Source organism: Butyrivibrio sp. AE2015 (assembly GCF_000420825.1).
In the GTDB taxonomy this organism is placed as follows: Bacteria; Bacillota; Clostridia; order Lachnospirales; family Lachnospiraceae; genus Butyrivibrio.
On sequence record NZ_ATVR01000051.1, the window covers coordinates 1 to 18,871 of the forward strand.

Annotated in this window: 20 protein-coding genes; 16 read left to right on the forward strand and 4 right to left on the reverse strand. The window is 39.6% G+C overall.

Going from position 1 to position 18,871, the window contains the following annotated elements; genetic code table 11:
* Positions 1–310 precede the first annotated feature (310 nt).
* Genes G585_RS0115650 through G585_RS0115665 form a run of 4 tightly spaced genes read left to right on the forward strand, consistent with a single transcriptional unit; the run spans position 311 to position 5,091 of the window.
* Positions 311–658: a hypothetical protein gene (locus tag G585_RS0115650; protein ID WP_022776256.1), complete on the forward strand. Its 348-nt coding sequence runs from the start codon at positions 311–313 to the stop codon at positions 656–658.
* Positions 645–2,471: a Mu transposase C-terminal domain-containing protein gene (locus tag G585_RS18460; protein ID WP_022776257.1), complete on the forward strand. Its 1,827-nt coding sequence runs from the start codon at positions 645–647 to the stop codon at positions 2,469–2,471. Before G585_RS0115650 ends, G585_RS18460 begins: the two co-directional genes overlap by 14 nt.
* Entirely contained in the window at positions 2,468–3,700 is a 1,233-nt protein-coding gene (locus tag G585_RS0115660; RefSeq protein ID WP_022776258.1) for a TniB family NTP-binding protein, read from the forward strand. The genes G585_RS18460 and G585_RS0115660 overlap by 4 nt, the downstream gene beginning before the upstream one ends.
* Entirely contained in the window at positions 3,697–5,091 is a 1,395-nt protein-coding gene (locus G585_RS0115665; RefSeq protein WP_022776260.1) for a TniQ family protein, read from the forward strand. The genes G585_RS0115660 and G585_RS0115665 overlap by 4 nt, the downstream gene beginning before the upstream one ends.
* Before the next feature lie 35 nt (positions 5,092–5,126).
* Here G585_RS0115665 and G585_RS0115670 read toward each other — a convergent pair whose 3' ends face one another.
* From G585_RS0115670 to G585_RS18465, 3 genes are all read right to left on the reverse strand, one after another.
* Positions 5,127–5,486 (reverse strand): hypothetical protein, encoded by a 360-nt coding sequence (locus tag G585_RS0115670; protein ID WP_022776261.1) that lies wholly within the window; start codon positions 5,484–5,486, stop codon positions 5,127–5,129.
* Between the two features lie 91 nt (positions 5,487–5,577).
* Entirely contained in the window at positions 5,578–7,269 is a 1,692-nt protein-coding gene (locus G585_RS0115675; RefSeq protein ID WP_022776262.1) for a DNA primase family protein, read from the reverse strand.
* A gap of 5 nt (positions 7,270–7,274) precedes the next feature.
* A complete protein-coding gene (locus G585_RS18465) occupies positions 7,275–7,484 on the reverse strand; it encodes a hypothetical protein (RefSeq protein ID WP_022776264.1) in 210 nt (69 codons plus the stop codon).
* A gap of 152 nt (positions 7,485–7,636) precedes the next feature.
* On the opposite strand from G585_RS18465, the gene G585_RS0115685 reads away from it, so the two are divergent.
* Positions 7,637–8,548 carry a hypothetical protein gene (locus G585_RS0115685; protein ID WP_022776265.1) on the forward strand — a complete coding sequence of 304 codons (912 nt, stop codon included), beginning with the start codon at positions 7,637–7,639 and terminating at the stop codon, positions 8,546–8,548.
* A 263-nt stretch (positions 8,549–8,811) separates the two neighbouring features.
* The gene (locus G585_RS0115690; protein WP_442852425.1) at positions 8,812–9,396 is read left to right on the forward strand and encodes a recombinase family protein; all 585 of its coding nucleotides are present in this window, start codon (positions 8,812–8,814) and stop codon (positions 9,394–9,396) included.
* A 47-nt stretch (positions 9,397–9,443) separates the two neighbouring features.
* On the opposite strand, the gene G585_RS0115695 is transcribed toward G585_RS0115690, so the two are convergent.
* A complete protein-coding gene (locus tag G585_RS0115695) occupies positions 9,444–9,875 on the reverse strand; it encodes a helix-turn-helix domain-containing protein (RefSeq protein ID WP_022776268.1) in 432 nt (143 codons plus the stop codon).
* 166 nt (positions 9,876–10,041) lie between these two features.
* Between G585_RS0115695 and G585_RS20090 the strand changes: the two genes are divergently transcribed.
* The 10 genes from G585_RS20090 (at position 10,042) to G585_RS19215 (ending at position 18,308) form a co-directional block, all read left to right on the forward strand.
* Complete coding sequence (locus G585_RS20090) at positions 10,042–12,207, forward strand: flagellin N-terminal helical domain-containing protein (RefSeq protein ID WP_026664052.1); 2,166 nt, start codon at positions 10,042–10,044, stop codon at positions 12,205–12,207.
* A 21-nt stretch (positions 12,208–12,228) separates the two neighbouring features.
* The gene (locus G585_RS0115705) at positions 12,229–12,699 is read left to right on the forward strand and encodes a hypothetical protein (RefSeq protein ID WP_022776269.1); all 471 of its coding nucleotides are present in this window, start codon (positions 12,229–12,231) and stop codon (positions 12,697–12,699) included.
* A gap of 236 nt (positions 12,700–12,935) precedes the next feature.
* On the forward strand, positions 12,936–13,373 hold the full coding sequence (locus tag G585_RS0115710; RefSeq protein ID WP_022776271.1) for a hypothetical protein: 438 nt from the start codon (positions 12,936–12,938) through the stop codon (positions 13,371–13,373).
* A 104-nt stretch (positions 13,374–13,477) separates the two neighbouring features.
* The gene (locus G585_RS20015) at positions 13,478–13,603 is read left to right on the forward strand and encodes a hypothetical protein (protein WP_022776272.1); all 126 of its coding nucleotides are present in this window, start codon (positions 13,478–13,480) and stop codon (positions 13,601–13,603) included.
* A 137-nt stretch (positions 13,604–13,740) separates the two neighbouring features.
* Positions 13,741–14,754: a DUF5688 family protein gene (locus G585_RS0115720; RefSeq protein ID WP_022776277.1), complete on the forward strand. Its 1,014-nt coding sequence runs from the start codon at positions 13,741–13,743 to the stop codon at positions 14,752–14,754.
* A gap of 219 nt (positions 14,755–14,973) precedes the next feature.
* Positions 14,974–15,276 (forward strand): hypothetical protein, encoded by a 303-nt coding sequence (locus tag G585_RS0115725; protein ID WP_155827861.1) that lies wholly within the window; start codon positions 14,974–14,976, stop codon positions 15,274–15,276.
* A 161-nt stretch (positions 15,277–15,437) separates the two neighbouring features.
* Positions 15,438–15,608, forward strand: coding sequence for a hypothetical protein (locus tag G585_RS19615; protein ID WP_022776279.1), 171 nt, complete (start codon positions 15,438–15,440; stop codon positions 15,606–15,608).
* Entirely contained in the window at positions 15,595–16,476 is an 882-nt protein-coding gene (locus G585_RS0115735; protein ID WP_022776280.1) for an ArdC-like ssDNA-binding domain-containing protein, read from the forward strand. The genes G585_RS19615 and G585_RS0115735 overlap by 14 nt, the downstream gene beginning before the upstream one ends.
* 4 nt (positions 16,477–16,480) lie before the next feature.
* A complete protein-coding gene (locus G585_RS0115740; RefSeq protein WP_022776281.1) occupies positions 16,481–17,416 on the forward strand; it encodes a YqaJ viral recombinase family nuclease in 936 nt (311 codons plus the stop codon).
* 19 nt (positions 17,417–17,435) lie between these two features.
* Positions 17,436–18,308, forward strand: coding sequence for a hypothetical protein (locus G585_RS19215; RefSeq protein WP_022776282.1), 873 nt, complete (start codon positions 17,436–17,438; stop codon positions 18,306–18,308).
* The last annotated feature ends 563 nt before the right edge of the window (positions 18,309–18,871 follow it).

The window sequence follows — 18,871 nt, forward strand, 5'->3', positions numbered from 1 at the left end:
GATAACCATAAAGAAGTATTATGGGTACTCTTTATCTATGGGTGGAGGATAAGCTGCTTTGCCCTTTGGAGGATAAAGTATGTTGCCCGATGATATAGTACTTTTTTTCTTCTTGTTTTTGGGGATTCTGTAAAAGTACTCATGAACCCTTATTTTACTGAATTCTTTTAAAACGAATTATTTTGAATTATATTGGATTTTTGCTTTTATTTAGTTTTTGGGAAGGATTTGGGACAAATCTGGGAGCTTTTTGGGGAATTAGATCTTATTGACGCTTCACCTGTCAACTAAGCAAAGGAGGAGCGAATCTATGCGAAAGAAGAACTACAAGGGACGAGTCACTAAGAGGTACTTACCAAAATGTAATGACATCTGCAGAACCTACGATCCTATCATGACTGCTTATGCAGATCTTGTATCTAAGATGGAGGAAGTAGAAGAATTCAGATGTAATGTCTATCTGGAAGGTCTTACGGAGGGTGATTATACTACTGACTTTCTTGTCAAAATGAAAGACGGAACCTTCATGGTTCGTGAATGTGTCTATCGAAGTCGTATCACGAAACCCATGCATTATAAACTACTGGAGCTTTCAAGGAGCTATTGGCTACATCGTGGGATCGTAGACTGGGGGTGTGTGATCAATGAAAAGAAATGAGATCTATACCCATGATGATCAGATTTATAGGATTCTGATCGTAAAAGAAGATAATTGCCTTGTCATTGACTGTAAGAATAATACAATGCCCATCTGGAAGCCTGTAACGACTTTTTGGGACGCCTCTATCATGACAGATGAGGATTTATATACCCTCTTGGATTTTAAGCCTGTAGAGGACGATATGGTGCCTCCAGAACGAAAGAAGGTCATGCATGAACGTTATACCATGATCGCACCTGTCTTATCGTTCATTGGGGATGAGAATACCAGAAGCCATGTCATAAATATAATTGCTGCTGAGAATAATATTTCGAAGCAGAGTATCAGAAGCTTCTTGAAGAAATATCTGGTGATCCAGAATATCCAAGTGCTGCTTCCAAAAGAGCGGGAGTATGGTACTGCTCTCACCAAAGATCAGAAGAATATGCGTTGGTCGTTAAACAGATTCTTCTACACCTTTGAGAAAAACTCACTAAAAACCGCCTATGTGAAGATGCTTAAAGAGAAATATTGTGATGAAGCTGGTCAGCTTTTGGATACCTATCCCAGCTTTTATCAATATCGCTATTTCTATCGTAAGACACGAAAACTGGAGAATTATTATATCTCTCGTAACGGTCTGACCAATTATCAGCGTAATGACCGTCCATGCGTGGGTGATAATGTGCGTGTATATGCATCAGCACCTGGACTTGGAATGGTTGATGCTACTGTCTGTGATATTTATTTGGTCAATGAATCCGGACAAGTAGTAGGAAGACCAATCTTAACCGCCTGTGTGGATGCTTATTCTGGTATCTGTATGGGATATTCTCTTGGATGGGAAGGTGGAGTTTATTCGATCAGAGATATGACTTTGAATATCATCGAAGATAAGGAGAAGCTCTGTCTTAAGCATGGAATCCATATTGATGAAGCAGCATGGCCTGTTAATAAGCTGCCTGGACGAATCATATCAGATCAAGGGAGTGAATATATCGGCTATACCTTTGAACAGATCGCTGAGCTGGGTGTAACATTAGAAAATTTACCACCCTACCGCCCTGATCTCAAAGGACCGATTGAGAAGTTCTTTGATGTGATTCAGAACCTCTACAAGAAGAATCTTAAAGGTAAAGGAGTCATTGAACCAGACTTTCAAGAGCGTGGTGCTCATGATTATCGCAAGGACGCCTGTATAACCATGCAGAACTTTGAGAAGATCATATTACGGTGCATTATCTACTATAACACCGCCAACATTCTGGAAGATTATCCTTTTACGGAGGATATGCTGGAGAAGAACATAAAGCCATATTCTAATGCTTTGTGGGATTATGGCTGCTCCCTGTCTGGAACCAATCTGATCAGTACGAACAAAGAGCGATTGACCCTCTGCCTGTTGCCAAGAACGCTTGGAACATATACGAGATTCGGATTATCCGTCAATAAACTGCACTATAAAAATGAAGCCTTTAAGGAAAAGTATCTGACTGGTGGAGAGACAATCGTTGCCTATGATCAAGATAATTCAAACTATGTTTGGGTGATCGAAAAAGGAGAATATATTCGATTTGAGCTTATAGAGAGCCGATTCAAGGATAAGTCTGTGCATGATGTGCACGATGTGCAAGAGCTTTCAAAGAGAATTATCAGAGAAGAAAACCATAATAATCTGCAAGCAGAGGTCAGTCTTGCTACCCATATTCAAGACATCGTGGATACCACTGCCATAACTATTGATAGCGGTATCAAGGGAATAAAGGATACACGAAGAACAGAAACAGTCAAAGAGCATAGAATACACACGAAGGAGGCTGGCCTTATATGAGTGATATCGCATATGAAAAACTGTTACCGCCTTTAATGTCAGGACAGACTCTTATCGACAGGATCAACAATTATCCTGACTATGATGAAATTATCAGAGACGCTGAGCAGTATGAGCGGCTGGATAGCCTTGCTGACATTTACAGAGTATATTATCCGTTCCCAATGTCCGTTGAGATATATAGCAAGCTGTATCTTTCAACAACGTTATCTCTAAAGAAAAAGAACACAAAACTTGCTATACAACAGAAAAATGATACTTACAGATCTATGATTGGCGACAGACAGTATCATGGCATTATTGGTGGAGCTGATAGCTTAACCATAGTAGGTACTTCTGGTATCGGTAAGACATCAGCGATCCAGACAGCTTTAAATCTTATCTCTGGCGGACAGATCATTGAGATAGAGAATCCTTTTGTGAAGATCATACCCTGTCTGCAAGTGCAATGCCCGTATGACGCATCCCCGAAGGGCCTGCTTCTTGAAATACTGCGTAATGTTGATAAAGCCATTGGAACGAAATACCATGAACGGTCTCGAAAAGATTCTGATACTACAGATGTTCTTATCGGGACTGTAAGCCAGGTATGCCTTAATCATGTTGGACTGCTTGTTATAGACGAGATTCAAAATGTATGGGGAAGGAAGAGCGGCACAGTTCTTATGTCGATGATCATACAGCTGATTAATTCCTCTGGAATCAGTATCGCTATGGTTGGTACGGAGGAATGCATACCCTTCTTTGAAGGGGCTGCTCAGCTTGCCAGACGTTCTCAAGGATTAAAATATAGTGTTCTACCCTATGATTACTATTATGAAGATTTCTGTAAGAGAATATGGCATTACCAATATGTTAAGGAGTACACGCCTGTTGATGCTGGGATTATGGACTGGCTGTACGAACATAGCGGAGGCATCATTGCAAATGTGGTATCTTTACTGCATGACGCACAAGAGATCGCTATCCTTGACGGTTATGAAAAGCTGGATCTGATCTCATTAAATATGGCATTTAAAAACAGAATGTCATTCATGCATAAGTTTATAGATACCGCAGAGCCAGTATCGCATCCAAGGGAGAATAAGAAGATCGAACCTTTTGAGGAGAAGGAGCTGGAGGAGTACCAGTCTATCCTTGATATGGTCGAAACAGCAAAGAACAGGAGCGTTGATCTGCTTGATTATCTCATGAGTCATATTCATATCGAGGAGGTATCTGTCGAATGATCGGTTACTTCCCAGAATTATATGAAGATGAGCTTGTTTACAGCTGGATTGCTCGTTATCTTGTGCATTCTGGTTACACTTCTGCTGCGGATGCTTATCAGGATTTATTTTTCAATAAGAAGCTCAGACCATCTGTGGAGCTCATGAATAATCTGATCGATGACGCTAAATCAGTCATGACAAAGTATATGTCCATGGAGGAACTGATCTATAACCATACCCTATTTCCAGAGTATGGACGTTTCATAGATCCTACGAAGCGTGAGAGACTTGTATCAGAGGCTGACTTTTCAAGAGGGAACTGGATCAACAGTCTTATGATACCAGTAGCAACAGGAGAGCGATATCTAAAGTACTGCCCCTTATGTGCAAAGGAAGATCGTGATAACCATGGTGAAGCATATTGGCATCGAAAGCATCAGATCATAGGAATTAAGATCTGCACGAAGCATAAGGTCTATTTGCAGGATAGTGATGTTTTGATCAACAGGAACCTTACCAGACTCAAGGCGGCTGAGATAGTCATTAATCGGATGACTGTCATAACGAAATGTGAAGATAAGGTTATTATGAATCTGGCGTTTTACATGGCTTCTGTATTTGGCTCTTCAAAATATAGCCATGATCATATTGGAAAATACCTTAACAGACATATCCCATCCAAGTATATTCATGATAATGGAAACCATAAGGCGTATGAGCTTTATGAGGACTATACTGCTTATTATCATAGTCTTGGAGCGGAAGGTCTTATGAGTATCAACAGCATGAGTAGGATTCTGAGAGGACATAGCGGTACATTTGGTAATATTTGTCAGTTGGGATTATTTTTCGGCGTTGATCCATCAAATCTTTTGGATAAAGGCGATGAAGGTCAAGACGATGATATTTTTATACGAGTATCAGAATTAACAGGAGAATCCTTAGAACGAGTACATATCATTGGAGAAGCCATTATTGATGAACTTAAGAAGGACAGCGTACTGTTCATAAAAGAAAAACGCCATGAGGATAATATCGACAAAGAAGATCTTGCCCTGTTACCATCTGTGGAAGCCACTGTAAAGAATATTTACGGGGAAGGTGATGATCGCCCTCGTAAGATCTCTTTAAACGCTATCAGTAAACCTCTACATGTAGATATCCATAAACTCAAGAAGATGGAACGGTGCATGGCAGTGATAAATCAGCACTACGAATCACAGGAAGAATACTGGGCTAGAGAGATAGTCTGGGCGGTAAAGATGATCGAGAAGAACGGAGAGCCCCTTAATGAACGGCATATTAGAAATCTGACTAATCTGCGACATGATAATATTGTTGATAGTTTGGATGCTCTTGAGCGATTCGATAAGGACATATATTTGAAAATACAGGATTGTATAAAGTAATGCCGGGGAGGTTCCTCCCCGGCACGTATGATAATTTATCTCCAATCGTTATATTCGGTAATAAAGTTTTCGGCCTGAGTCATTTGTTGCTGTGATTGAGTTTGTGGTGTTGGTTGTTGTACAGATGGAGATGTCTGTGTTTTTGCAACATGTTTAGAATATATACCACGCAATACATACATATGGTCGTTAAGTTCGTTCATTCGTTCCAGATATGCACTTACCCTATGATAGGTAAGAGTGACGAGCATCCTGATAATGGTGTCTATCTCCTCTTTATCGAGATCGAAATTCTTAACGCATAATACTGCATTTCGGATTAGCTCATTCTTTTTAAGCTGAAGAGCCTGCTTTTCTTCTGGTCGCAGGCAACCATTTGATGGTTTTTTGGTCATTGCTTTGTCCTCCTTAAAATATAATATTTTATAATAAGGAGATGTGTGCTATTATAATGGCATCGGAATTATATAGACACATCTCACATTATTACTGTGGTTGAGATGTAACAGGAAGTTCTACATTAGCAATCTGGGCGGATTGCATATGAGGGACTTCTTTTTTTTGATCATCATACACTTGGATTGTTTTGAGAAATCCATTAATATCAAATCCTGTGCGTTTTTCAGAACTGTTTGGATCCTTCTCCGTATGTGATGCTGGTTTTTCGACCTGATGTATTCCTGGTTGCGGAGAGGGAATAGCGATGGCCTCATCTGGGATGCTATATCCAACCAAAACATTTCGTTTGGTTGCTCCATGGAAAGTCGCACTTTTTTGCCAGATTCCCTTTGCCTTAAGATAACTATTCAATTTATCTTTACCCATAGGGACAAAACCATTATCACTGCACCACGAATCATATATTGGATAAAACTGAGACAGGTAGCTGCAACCGCCGTTAGGATTTTTGATCATCTTATCATCGAGGAATCGATCAAATATCTGCCCTGCTGATTCAAAATCTGCAACTGCATCTGTTACCGCTGCTGGTTCATTAAAACCGTTTGTTGCCATACGGGAATAACCTTCAACACATTTCCATAAAAAGGCTTCCAAGATACTGTCTTCCTTCAAAAGCGATTTGAGGTTCTTATTTTGCTGGTTGTCATCAAAGTGACGCTTGAATGGGACAATCTTCATACGTTTACTAATGATTATGCTTTCGTCTGAGATTGTGAGTTTACTATTAGTAGCGATAAAAATCTTAAAAGTAGGAGAAAACTCTTCTTCGACTGAATAGAGCGTACGAGCAGTAATAGTATCATTCCCAGTGATTTCCTTTATTTTATTTTCATCAATCTCAAGATTTACGTTTGGTTCATTACAGGTTACAAATCTTGCACCGTGCAGTCTGGCAATATCACTGGATGCTCGTGAACTGTTATAGTTCGATTTCCTAGCCAGTGATGAGATATCCATATTTTTGGAGTAGCCATTATTTGAGCCAAGCATGTATGCAAATGTGCCGAGTAAGGTTGACTTACCATTTCTTGTGGTCTCTCCTTTAAATACCCAGAAGCATTCTTGGTTATTAAGCCCTGTTAGGCAATAGCCAAATACCTCGTACATATAATTGATTAAGTCTTGATCTCCAGAGAATATCTCGTTCATAAACTTGTCCCAATTTGGATTAGCTGCATTAGGAACATAATTTACATTAGCGATTTTGGTGATCATATCCTCTGGATCGAAAGGCTGGAGCACTCCTGTAACAAGATTTAAGGTTCCGTTTTTGCAGTTGAAGAGATAATTGTTCGTATCAAAAAATGAGTCATCCACCACGTTTATATCTTTTGAATCTTGTAGCAATGTCTTCCGCTTTGACATTGAACCTAACGAAAGAGCATATTTCAAAAAATCATCTTCTATTGAGGTAGCATTATTCGTGATATATTTTACCAACTCAAGGGAAAAATCTTTCATTACTCTTTGTGAAAGGACACCGCTTTGATCAAGTTCCCAAAATTGATCGTTAAAATATATCCATCTTTCATGGTCTGTATTAAAACGGAGAATAGGATGCGTAGCCATTGCAAATACTCTGGACATACCCCTTTCGTTTGGTTCGTAAAGCTCAGGCTTTATAATTCTCAGTCTGTCAGCGATAGTGGGTAATTTATCAAGCTGAGTCTGGCTGGGCGTTTGGTTAGTTTGAAGAAGTTGATTAGTCTGATGCATTAGTATCACTTCCTTTCTTTAGTAGATAAGTGTTCATCAATAGTAACCTTGTCATATAGAACACGCCTTCCGATTTTGCGTTTGGCTCCTATTTGTTCCAAGAATTTAATGGCTGAGTTTCTGCCAAGTCCCAGATAAACAGTAGCCTCTGTTATAGACATCAATCGCTTTCCATCTGGAAAAGCTGATGTCGTAGGCTCTTTATTTACATTCATCTTGCAACCTCCTTATAAATATGATAGGTTTATCTAAAAGCCAATTCAACATAATTGGTTTTTGGATAAATTGATAATACAATATAAATACTAGCAATACTACGGGAAATATCAAAAATGCAAATATAACATAATTGATTTTTGGAGAAAATATGAAGCTTATAGATAATGGTAGAGAATATGTTTATACAATGCTTTCGGGAGAAAAGAGACCGTTAGAGTATGGATCGCTTTTAATAAGATTGGGAGCGGTACTTAAGAATATCATGATTGAGCAGTTATACTTATCGGTCAAGAAAGGAACGGATTACATATTTGATACAGAGCTATCTGAGGATTTCTTTATAAAAGCAAATATTACGGGAGTAATGGATAAGCGATTCTTAGATATTTTTTTTGAAGAGGATGCTAGTGCCCAACGAGAAATAATAATAGGAGTAATAAAGGAAGAAGTCACCAGAGGAGGATACAGTAACGGGTATGATGTGATTTCTAATATTCAAATATCCGATATTTTTGAAAAGATTCTTTTGGGAGAAAAAGTTGAATCTCAATATATATTTGAATTACTCGGCTTAGGTAAATTAGTGTACACACCTATACTAAATAATAAGAAGAAAATTGTTGAGGAAATCGAATTGACGACCTTGGGTCAACTTATAACCATGGAAGTAAAAAACGTCTACAATAAAAAGAATCCTGATTTGATATATAAGAGATGCATCATATGCGGGAATTTATTTGCTACATATAATCATCGAGGAAACCAAGAAAAACTATGTGATTATAATTACTCTACGGGACTATGTAAGAAGATCAGGCAGAAGGAATTGGACGAGAATAGAGACCCTTATATTGAGGTAGATAATAAGATAGTCAGAAGAATGTATAAAAAGAAAGATTATATAAATGCAGATATTGAAGAAATGTATATGTGGCAAGAAGAATATCTAAAAGCAATGAATCCAGAAAAGAATAATCTTTCTTTAGCGGATTATGAGAAAAAAGCAGATAGTACTTGGAACGGTATCCGCAAAAAAATAAATAAAGAAAATAAGAAGTGATGGCTGTGCATTTGTGCACACGATTTTATAACTGTGAAAATATTTTTACAACGTTAAGAGATCCGTGCACAAGTGCACAAGGTGGTACCGAAAAGTATGCACATCAAATGGGACGTCCCGAAAGGGTTTGTCCATAGATTTAGAGACCGTTTATCGGTCTTTTTTTATTGGTATCAAAATGTACACATTTAGGAACTCACAGAAAGGAGAACATTTTTATGAAACGTTATGGTTATCACAGAACAAGCACGAGGGAGCAGCATTTGGATCGAGGTATCGCTGAGATCACAGCTTACTGCGAACAGAACCAGTTGGAGCTGGAGAGGATCTTTACCGACCAGCAAACTGGTAAGAATTTCAACCGTCCCAGATACAAAGTCCTTAAAGAGGATGTCTTGCGGTCTGGTGACGAGCTGATCATCACAGAAGTAGACCGTCTTGGCAGGAATAAGCGGGATACCCTTAAGGAGTTACAGTATTTTCGTGATCATAATATCAGAGTGAAGATATTGGAGCTTCCAACAACGCTCATGGACACATCCAAGCTGGATAACACCATGGCTCAGATGTTGATGGAAACAGTCAATAACATGTTGGTCGAGTTATACGCTGCCTTGGCACAAGCAGAAATTGAAAAGAAAGAGAAACGTCAGCGTGAGGGTATCGAGGCAAAGAAGGCCAGAGGAGATTGGGATGATTACGGCAGACCGTCTGCTATTGATATAGAAGATTTCAAGATTCATTACCAGAGGGTTACTGACGGACAGATGCGTCCGACTGAACTTATGAAGCAACTTGGTATAAGCAAAAGCACCTATTATCGTTATGTTGAGAGAATTAAGGCATAACAATGAGGAAAAAGACGATAAGAGCCAATAACATCCATGCTGATGTTTTATTGGCTCTTGCTTTTATTCTTGATTTTGGCGATTTCTATCAATTCTCGCTTATCTTTATCAGTTATCTTCTGAAAATAGTATAGTAGTTCTTTCTCAAGGTTTGTATGGTATTGATACTTCTTCTGGTTCTTTGGATCGTTGAAGTATTCGAGGTATGCTGCCAGATCATCGCTACTTTTAGATGGACCTGGAGCTTCATAGAAGACTTTTTCGTCAAATTCAATTGACAGGTGGAGTAGGTCATCGGCGGAGACATTATAAAGTAGAGCAAGTTTATATATTGTCTCTGGGGATGGCTTACGTCTACCGGTTTCATAATGCGAATAGGTTTGTCTTGTCGTCCCTAATGCTTCTGCTACATAATCCTGAGTATAATTGTTAACTTTTCGTAGCTCTTTGAGCCTTTGAGGTAACAATGAATTTGTCATAAATCACCACCTTTATACCTTTTTTAGTATAAATGTCGGCATATTTTTTCATTCAACGTTCTGTATCATTTTGACAGCAAACATGTTAAGATTAAGTATCATTATGACGATATAAAAGATACAAAATGTTGCATCTCGCTAATCATGCTACTAATTGAGGTGTCTTATGGTAATTAGTCATAACTTACTGGCTATGAATGCCCAGAGACAATTTAATATAACTGGAACCCAAAAGAAGAAATCTACTGAGAAGCTCGCATCTGGCTACAAGATCAATAGAGCTGCCGATGATGCGGCTGGTCTTGCCATATCCGAGAAGATGCGTAGGCAGATCAGAGGGCTTGATCAGGGTGCTCGTAACACCCAAGATGGAATATCCCTTTTACAGGTGGCTGATGGAGCATTAAGTGAAGTTCACGATATGCTTCATAGGATGAGCGAGTTGGCGGTTCAAGCAGCGAATGATACAAATACATCTGATGATCGTGCTGCTATTCAGCAAGAGATAAACCAGATTGTATCGGAGATAGATCGAATAGGCAATGGTACGGAGTTTAACACAAGGAAACTTTTTAAGGGAGAACCAAGGGGAACAGATGAAACAGGCAGAAAATATAGAATAGAGTATGAGACCATAACGACAACATATACGGAAACGGTTGAAGACATTAATACTTATACAGAGACTGTTCCAGCTCATTATGGGGTGTCTTCTATAAGTGCTAGTGGTCAGCTGACAGATACATCCAATAATAGATTTTTACTGACTGCAGATGAAACAGGCTTGCACATTAATACGGATTTATATAAATGGAGTGAAATCTATTCGTCGGGAGGAGATGCACTTAGTTCCCTAGGACAATATCAGAGTTATAACATTGCATATAATGGGAGTACCATTACGATAAATACAGCGGACTGCACGGATATTAAGAGCCTTATAAACTCTTTGGATGGTGTGGAAATAGATTATACAGAGAATTCGAGAAGTGTTACATCGCCCATAATATCTATATCTGCAGACCCTTTTATTGTTTCGGATCCAAGAACATGGACTATTGATAGCAATGACAATACGACCATTTCTATTTCTGCAACAGATAATGCAATATTTTTTAAAAGCGGAAAGAAAACTGTAGGTACAGTACCATGGTCAAGGGTTAAGTATACAGAAGGAACAGATACTGTTGATGTAGAGTTAAAGCAATTTCCTATTCCAGTGAGGTTTACCTTAAATAAGACGGATAATTATGAAGAGGATTTTAAAGGTATACTACAAAGTGGAGCACTTCCATCTATTGTCTGTCATGGAGATTACAAATATAGTGCAGCTAGTAACTATAGTATAACCGTGAACGGAAGCCAGACTTATAATATGGGGGTCTACAATTTGGAGGAGGCTCTTGCAGATATTGGATTTACAGGAGGTACGGTTGTAGAGAATAAAAAAGCCACAGGTACTATTTATTCACATGGGGTGCATGATATATATTTTGATCTCAATGTATATGGTAGTAGCAAAAAAATGAGATTCTATTTGGATGATACTGGAGATGTCAGGCTGGATAGAAATACAAACGCTGGAGAGTATTTTTTCTATAGATTTTATTATCAAAATCAGGATAAGACTACAAGCAACGCATATGTCGAAATACCAATAAAATATAATTATGATATGTCGGCAAGCGAAACCAGAAAAGATCTTTATCATCGAAATGTCTCTATAAATTTTGCTAGTGAATACACTCCACAGAGTATAGATTTGGGAGCCAGCAGCGGGGTTGTTACAACGAAAAAATATTCTATAGATGGTCTAAATGATGCTCCAGATGAGACTATTACACGGGAAGAAATCACATATCATGATGAAGAGAGGACAAGGGAAGAAGTAATTGAGAAAAAAGTTTATATAGACGATGATGAAGAGGACATCGAACAGCGTGAACTTTGGATCCAATCAGGGGCTGAAGTTGGTGACGGAATGTTTATTACGATAGGAACTATGAACGCTGGAATATTAGGTGTCAATAATATTCGTGTTACCTCACATGATGATGCTGGCAAAGCAATAGAAGCAGCATCAGAGGCGACAGAAATAGTATCAGCACTCAGATCCAATATAGGTGCTCAGCAGAATCGTCTTGAGCATACATTTAAGAATGTTACTAACATCTCCGAAAATACACAGGCTGCTGAATCTCGTATAAGAGATACGGATATGGCAAAGGAGATGGTAGAACTCTCCAAGCATAATATTCTGGAACAAGTGGGAACATCTATGATAGCACAGGCAAATCAGTCAAACCAAGGCGTATTAAGTTTACTACAATAGAATAATCAGGAGGAAACGGCATTGATTGGATGGATTTTAGCTGGATTGGCTGCTGCAACTGTATATACAGCAGTTAAGGAAAATGAAGGTGGAAATAATGGGAATACATCGGCAACTAAACATGGAGTCAGTCCATCATGGGAAGTAAAAACAATCTCTATGTCAGAAGATCCGCCTTCAATGGATGTGAAACCATATATGACAGATAATTTCTATATTGGTAGCTATTTATGTCCTTGTTGTAGAAATAACATGTATAAAACAGTGTTTAGAATGGGCGGTGAAGAGTATATATCTGTAAACGGAAAGTTGCATATTATGAAGCGATTATTCACATGTCCACATTGCCTATCCTTTTATGCACCAATAGAAGGGCATAGACTCTCAGACGGTAGTGTATATTTTCTGCAATGCAAATACTCTGAGGATTATATTCCTCTTATATCGCATTATAATTCAGTTGGTACAACGCAAGGAAGACCAGATGCGTAGATTGTTAATGTAACATAAAACTACAGCCGCCAGTATATAGGAAAAATCATATATATTTTTTGAGGCACCTAGTCATTATATTTATAAGTGCTTCTTTAGTTCGAGCCCCCACCCCCTCTGACACAGTGAGACCGTTGTAAAGGTTACAGATGTAGCCGACACAACGGTCTTTTTTATTGCATCAAATGGCGGTGGAAAAACAATCATTCATTTCAAAATCGAAAGGAGAACTCATTATGAAGACATTCAGAAAACCCACAATCAAGGCAACTGTAAACTACGATCCTGCTCTGTTAAAGAGCAATCACATCTATCTTGCAGCTACTGACAACGAGAAGATCTATGTCGATGATCTTTTCCAGCAGATGCCCCTGTACGTAAGAACATATCTGCTTCTTCACGAGGAAGGTCATATTATCGCTGACCATCCTCATAAGCGTGATCTGTCACAGGAGCTGGAAGCAGATTCATATGCAATAAAGAAGATGAACAGATTCCTTGTTCATAAGGCTATGCTCCATGTTATGTCCGTATTCATGAAGATTGACTGGACTGTAGCAGCAGAATACATGGTTAGACTGTCTGATCTTGGTTATTCAAAAGCGAAGACCATGTATATCATTGCCCCTAACGGTCTGCGATTCAATGTGGAAACGATCCGTCAGTATCTTTAAGAATTATTGTCCTGAGCAAGACGTTAAAAGGCTTATTTCTTATGCCTAGAATTAGAAAGGAGCTGGGAGAGCAATCAAATCCAAAGGAAAGGAGGAAGCTGATCATGAAGTTTATCTTTACCGTACTTCTTCTGACGGTGCTTTACCGCCAGAGATATCGCATCTATAAGATGATCAAGTGCATGGTATGTGCATGTGTAGCTTATTATGATGCATGGAAAACTGAATAATTCTTTTAAAATGTCGTGCACAGCGTGCACAACACGCACATGTGTAAGATGTGCAAATGTGCACGACTATCTGTAACTATTTTTATTTTTTCAATCAAGTAGATCTACGTGCACAGATGCACAGAAAGGAAATTATTATGAAGAACAACAATTTTGATTCCATTAACGCAGCAGCTAACAACAATTCTGAGAATAACGGAGGTATGATCATGATGAACGCAACAATTAAGACTATGGACGTATTTGCACAGGTAGTTAAGGAAGCAGTAGAGGCATCCCTGGGTGATGGATATGAGGTTTCTATCCATGAGGTATTGAAGAACAATGATACCCATCTCACTGGTCTGACCATCAGAACTGAGGAGAGCAATGTCGCTCCGACCATCTATTTGGAGGGCTCTTTCGAGAGATATAAGGCTGGTGATGCAGCTGTTCCTGTTATCGTATCGGAGATCCTGTCCGTATATGAGAGCCATAAGACCACGATGTCTTTTGACGCTTCACTGGTTACAGACTTCTCTGCCTGCAAGGAGAGAATCTGCTACAAGCTGGTGAACGCTGATCGCAACATAGAACTGCTTGCAGATGCTCCTCATATCATCGTGTGTGATGATCTGGCGGTCCTTTTCTATATCTTGGTATCCAATGATGGAGAGGGTACTGCGACCATCACTGTCCGCAACAACATGACTGATCTCTGGGGAGTGGACGAGGACGAACTCTTTAAGATCGCCCTTCTCAATACCCAGCGTTTGTTCAGAGGATCAGTAATGTCTATGGCATCGGTTATGATGGATCTTCTTTCTGACCGTATGGACGATGAGTATTCAAGCGAGTTCTTTGATATGGTCGTATCAGAGGACATGGTGCCGATGTATGTCTGCTCGAATAACCAGAAACTCAATGGTGCTGGAGTGATCCTGTACAAGGATCTCTTGAAGCAGTTCGCTGAAAAGACTGGAAGTGATTTCTATATCCTTCCTTCATCAATCCATGAGACGCTTTTAGTACCTGTATCTGATCAGATGGAGGTTGAAGCCTTAAGAAGCATGGTGCGTGAGGTTAATGCTACCCAGGTCGCTCCCGAAGAAGTACTTTCTGATAACGTGTATATCTACCGCAGAGAGGACGATAAGATCAGCCTTGCGTAATTAAGTGCTGGTTTCTCACTACCGAAGCCCTAAGACCGTAATAGGTCTTATTTTTTTGCCTTCAGAAGGGAGTGATGCCTACTGGCAGATAATATTTTGTTTTTTGTAATAAGGATGCTTCTCTGGACAGGTCTTTATCTTACTTTTGATAAAGACCTCCAGAGCATCTGGAGTCTGTTGAAACCAAATAATTCCAAATCAAGAAAAGGAGACATAGCTATGTTTGATAAGAAAGAAATGAAGAAGATCAAAATGAATAAGGTTGGTGAGTACATGATGAACGGTGAGCCTGTATTTATGGTCATGGTGGACGGTTCTCTTGTGGAGATCAAGGGTGCTTCTGATATGGAGACCATATTCTTCCATAACCTTACTGGTGGTTCGTTTGCGGTATATCGCAAGAAGTTTGAAGGTATCGGCAACTTTGCCAAGAGCATAAAGCTTGGTGGATGGACGCTCTCTATCAACCATGAGAAGAAAGGCGGTGATGTAGATGTGCTTGATGCAGGGAAAGAGTGTTAGTCCAGAGATAGCTGGTATCTGTAATCGTTGTTCACTCTATCTAAATACCTGTATGCCCGTAGTGGATCATGGTTTTCTTTTTGGAGAGTGTGACAACAATTATTGCTGTGAATGTCCTTATTACGAGGACTGCGGTACTTATGGAGAGGAGGTGAAGACCTATGCGTACCAATAATTCTTTGGCTGTAAAAGCTGAGTATGATGCAAGAAGATTATATCTTGCGACTGCTCCTATTGGGATCGTGGAGCTTTTTGAGAAAGCAATCCAGCTCATGCAGTATGTAACTGACAACCGTATTACGAAGGAGGAAAACGCCAATGAGCAACGCTGATAAAATAAAAGCAGCCCTCAATCGTATTAAAGAAGGTTTGGCGACCATCAATACTGACGAGGACTGGATATCGTTCTTGCGATTTCAATCTTTATTTTATCAGTATTCCTTTGGTAATACAATCATGATTTTCTTACAGAATCCAGAAGCTACTTATGTCATGGGCTATAAGGCATGGAATAAGCTGGGAAGGTATGTAAGAAAAGGAAGCAAGGGGCTGGCTATACTGGCCCCTTGTGTTAAAAAGATTGAAGTCTTTAAAGAACCAGAGAATAAATCGGAGTATCACGATCAGGAGGGCGAGAAAGAAACCAAAAAAGTATTATCTGGTTTTCGGATCGCCTATGTTTATGATATAGCAGATACTGATGGATCAGATGAAATGCTGCCAGTACTCGTTAAGGGGCTATCTGGTAACTCAGAATCTGAGCGTGAGATATTCATCCGGCTAATGAAGGTTATTTCGAAAGAGTTTATAGTACAAGAAATCACTGGTACTGCAAGTAAGGGCAGCTATAATCTTGAAACTGGTATTATTACAGTCCGTTCAGATCTAGAGTATCTCCAGCGTATCAAAACATTATTACATGAAACTGCTCATGCATATGATTTTAAAATGAATCCTGAAGAGGATATTCCAAGAAACCGTCGCGAACTCATCGCTGAATCGGTGGCAATGGTGGTCAGTATGCGGTTGGGGCTTGATACCAGCTCCTACTCTTTATCCTATATCCAGTCATGGCTGAAGAATAAGGAGGAATTGAAAATCATAGCTGATACCGTTCAAAAGGTATCATACAAGATCATCAATATGTTGGCGGAGTCAGAGGACTCCGCCTTTTCTAATTTAAAGGAAAGTGAGGATTAAGAATATGAATGCAAATATCTTAGTGGAAACTGAAGGCTTATCTCATGAGGAATGGTTACGCTGGCGTAAGAAAGGTATCGGAGGATCTGATGTATCAGCGATCCTTGGTATCAATAAGTGGACTTCTGCTATTGAACTTTGGCTGGACAAGACCAATCAGAAGAATGACCCCGTAGAAGTAAACGAGGCCATGGAGTGGGGAACGATACTGGAACCCATTATCAGAGAACACTTTGCTGCTACCACAGGTAAGACTGTCATGGAAGTGAAAGCTATGTTACAGCATCCTGATCACCCGTTCATGATTGCTGATGTTGATGGTGTGACCACTGACGACAACGGTAATCCAGCTATTCTGGAGATTAAGACCGCTAGTGAGTATAAGCGTGATGAGTGGTTGGAAGGAGTTCCTACCTATTATCAGACCCAAGTACAGCATTATCTCTGCGTAACAGGAGTATCCAAGGCTTATGTGGCTGTTCTTATCGGTGGTAATACATTTCGTGTTTACGAGGTGGATGCTGATCCAGAGATCCAGCAGATGCTTATCGCTGTAGAGAAGAACTTCTGGGATAAGGTTCAGAATATGGTCAGACCAGACATGGATGGGTCAGACGCTGCTAAAGCTCTTCTTGACCAGATTTATCGTGGTGGTGTTGAAGAGGAAATCATCTTACCAGAGGAAGCTGTTGAATGGGTGGATGCATATATTGAAGCTTCAGCAGATGAAGATTCTGCTAAAGCCAAGAAACAAGAAGCGTCTAACCATTTGAAGGAAATCATGGGTGACTATGACAAAGCTTCCTGTATGGGACACAGCATCAGCTGGAAACCTGTTACCTCAGAGCGTCTGGATACCAAAGCTCTTAAAGAGAAGGAACCAGACGTTTATGCGAAATATGCAAAGTCCAGTACCAGTAGGCGTTTTACTTTAAAATGAGAAAGGATAGGTGATCATTATGACGAAGCAGATGGATCTTAAGGCGTTGTTAGAAAGCAAGATGGGGAATATCCAGCCTATTGAAGATGTACAGCAGTCTATTGACGCTGTCGAGAGGAATATCCCTCGTAATCTGATGTTTTCAGAGGAATCAACAGAGTTTAAGCCAGAGACGAAGGCTGTTACTGCTACTACTGCAAGAGGACTGACTGTTGAGGAGGCTAAGCAGTTTGACGATGATATGAACAGATTCATTGATACTGTTCTGATCTCTGGTGTAGATTACGGTGTGATCCCCCACTGTAATAAACCCACGTTATTAAAATCTGGTGCAGAGAAGATCATGAATTATCTTGGTCTTATCGCCAGGACAGAGGTGGTCAATCGAGTGGAGGATTATAATACTGGATTCTTCTCCTACGAGTGCAAGGTTTTCCTGATCGATTACAATGGCGTTGTTAAGGGAGAAGGAGTAGGTATCTGTAATTCTCGTGAAGGACGCTATGCAAAACAGAACGGTTACGCTGTTCAGAACACTGTCCTCAAAATGACCAAGAAGAGAGCTTTGGTAGATGCTGCCCTTAATGTAGGTAATCTGTCAGCTCGCTTTACACAGGACGTAGAGGATATGAACCTTGAACCAGAACAGCAGCCTGTAGGAAGAAGCGTTGAGGAATTACGATCCAATAATAATACTTCCTCTGCTCCTAAGACTGAAAGACCCGCAACACAGAAGCAGATCGCTTTCTTGGAGAAGCTCATGGATCAGCATGGTACATCTGCTGAATCCATGAATAAGTATGTCTCCCAGCAGTACGGTGTGGATGACTACCATAAGATAAGTGGTTATCAGGCATCTCAGCTCATAGAAAGATATAAATCTTTAAGCTAATAAGAGAGGCATGTAATGAAAATGGTGGGTGTGTCCTTTATTAGGATATGCCCACCATATATTTTCGCCGAGAGAGTACCTGGTCTATATACCGATTTTTGATCTTTAGAGAAAAAAGTGTAATCTGAGGCACCGTTCTTAGCCTATTCTTATATGTCTTTTGGATGGAATTTTCCCTTAAAATGTTTGGTGTCTTATCATGCTCTTATAATATATATACATGCTCTTTTGAGAAAATGTGTAAGGGTCAGCTATTTTTTGACGATATAATTTATAATATGGTTTTATAGAGCCGTGCACATGATGCATATAGATGATAGAAAGAACAAAGGAGAAGGCAGAAGAACGTGAATGCACTTATAGAAGAAAGGGGTAAAGAAATAGTATTGAAGTATAGTCCCGAAATCTATGGAAAAGACGGTACTTTTCGTGTATAATCCATGCCATATACTACAAGGTTTATTACTATGTCCAAGGGCAAAGCAGGTTATCCTCCAAGGGGTAAACTGTCTTATCCTCCAAGAATTAAATAAAACAATAGTAACAGACCTTGAAACGGACTC

Excerpts from the sequence above, each read along its gene's own strand:
- G585_RS0115710 (WP_022776271.1), top strand. The coding sequence starts at position 12,936 with ATGAAGACATTCAGAAAACCCACAATCAAGGCAACTGTAAACTACGAT.
- G585_RS0115660 (WP_022776258.1), top strand. The coding sequence starts at position 2,468 with ATGAGTGATATCGCATATGAAAAACTGTTACCGCCTTTAATGTCAGGA.
- G585_RS19215 (WP_022776282.1), top strand. The coding sequence starts at position 17,436 with ATGACGAAGCAGATGGATCTTAAGGCGTTGTTAGAAAGCAAGATGGGG.
- G585_RS0115735 (WP_022776280.1), top strand. The coding sequence starts at position 15,595 with ATGAGCAACGCTGATAAAATAAAAGCAGCCCTCAATCGTATTAAAGAA.
- G585_RS18465 (WP_022776264.1), bottom strand. The coding sequence starts at position 7,484 with ATGAATGTAAATAAAGAGCCTACGACATCAGCTTTTCCAGATGGAAAG.
- G585_RS20015 (WP_022776272.1), top strand. The coding sequence starts at position 13,478 with ATGAAGTTTATCTTTACCGTACTTCTTCTGACGGTGCTTTACCGCCAG.
- G585_RS19615 (WP_022776279.1), top strand. The coding sequence starts at position 15,438 with ATGCGTACCAATAATTCTTTGGCTGTAAAAGCTGAGTATGATGCAAGA.
- G585_RS0115720 (WP_022776277.1), top strand. The coding sequence starts at position 13,741 with ATGAAGAACAACAATTTTGATTCCATTAACGCAGCAGCTAACAACAAT.
- G585_RS0115725 (WP_155827861.1), top strand. The coding sequence starts at position 14,974 with ATGTTTGATAAGAAAGAAATGAAGAAGATCAAAATGAATAAGGTTGGT.
- G585_RS18460 (WP_022776257.1), top strand. The coding sequence starts at position 645 with ATGAAAAGAAATGAGATCTATACCCATGATGATCAGATTTATAGGATT.
- G585_RS20090 (WP_026664052.1), top strand. The coding sequence starts at position 10,042 with ATGGTAATTAGTCATAACTTACTGGCTATGAATGCCCAGAGACAATTT.
- G585_RS0115695 (WP_022776268.1), bottom strand. The coding sequence starts at position 9,875 with ATGACAAATTCATTGTTACCTCAAAGGCTCAAAGAGCTACGAAAAGTT.
- G585_RS0115650 (WP_022776256.1), top strand. The coding sequence starts at position 311 with ATGCGAAAGAAGAACTACAAGGGACGAGTCACTAAGAGGTACTTACCA.
- G585_RS0115675 (WP_022776262.1), bottom strand. The coding sequence starts at position 7,269 with ATGCATCAGACTAATCAACTTCTTCAAACTAACCAAACGCCCAGCCAG.
- G585_RS0115685 (WP_022776265.1), top strand. The coding sequence starts at position 7,637 with ATGAAGCTTATAGATAATGGTAGAGAATATGTTTATACAATGCTTTCG.
- G585_RS0115740 (WP_022776281.1), top strand. The coding sequence starts at position 16,481 with ATGAATGCAAATATCTTAGTGGAAACTGAAGGCTTATCTCATGAGGAA.
- G585_RS0115670 (WP_022776261.1), bottom strand. The coding sequence starts at position 5,486 with ATGACCAAAAAACCATCAAATGGTTGCCTGCGACCAGAAGAAAAGCAG.
- G585_RS0115665 (WP_022776260.1), top strand. The coding sequence starts at position 3,697 with ATGATCGGTTACTTCCCAGAATTATATGAAGATGAGCTTGTTTACAGC.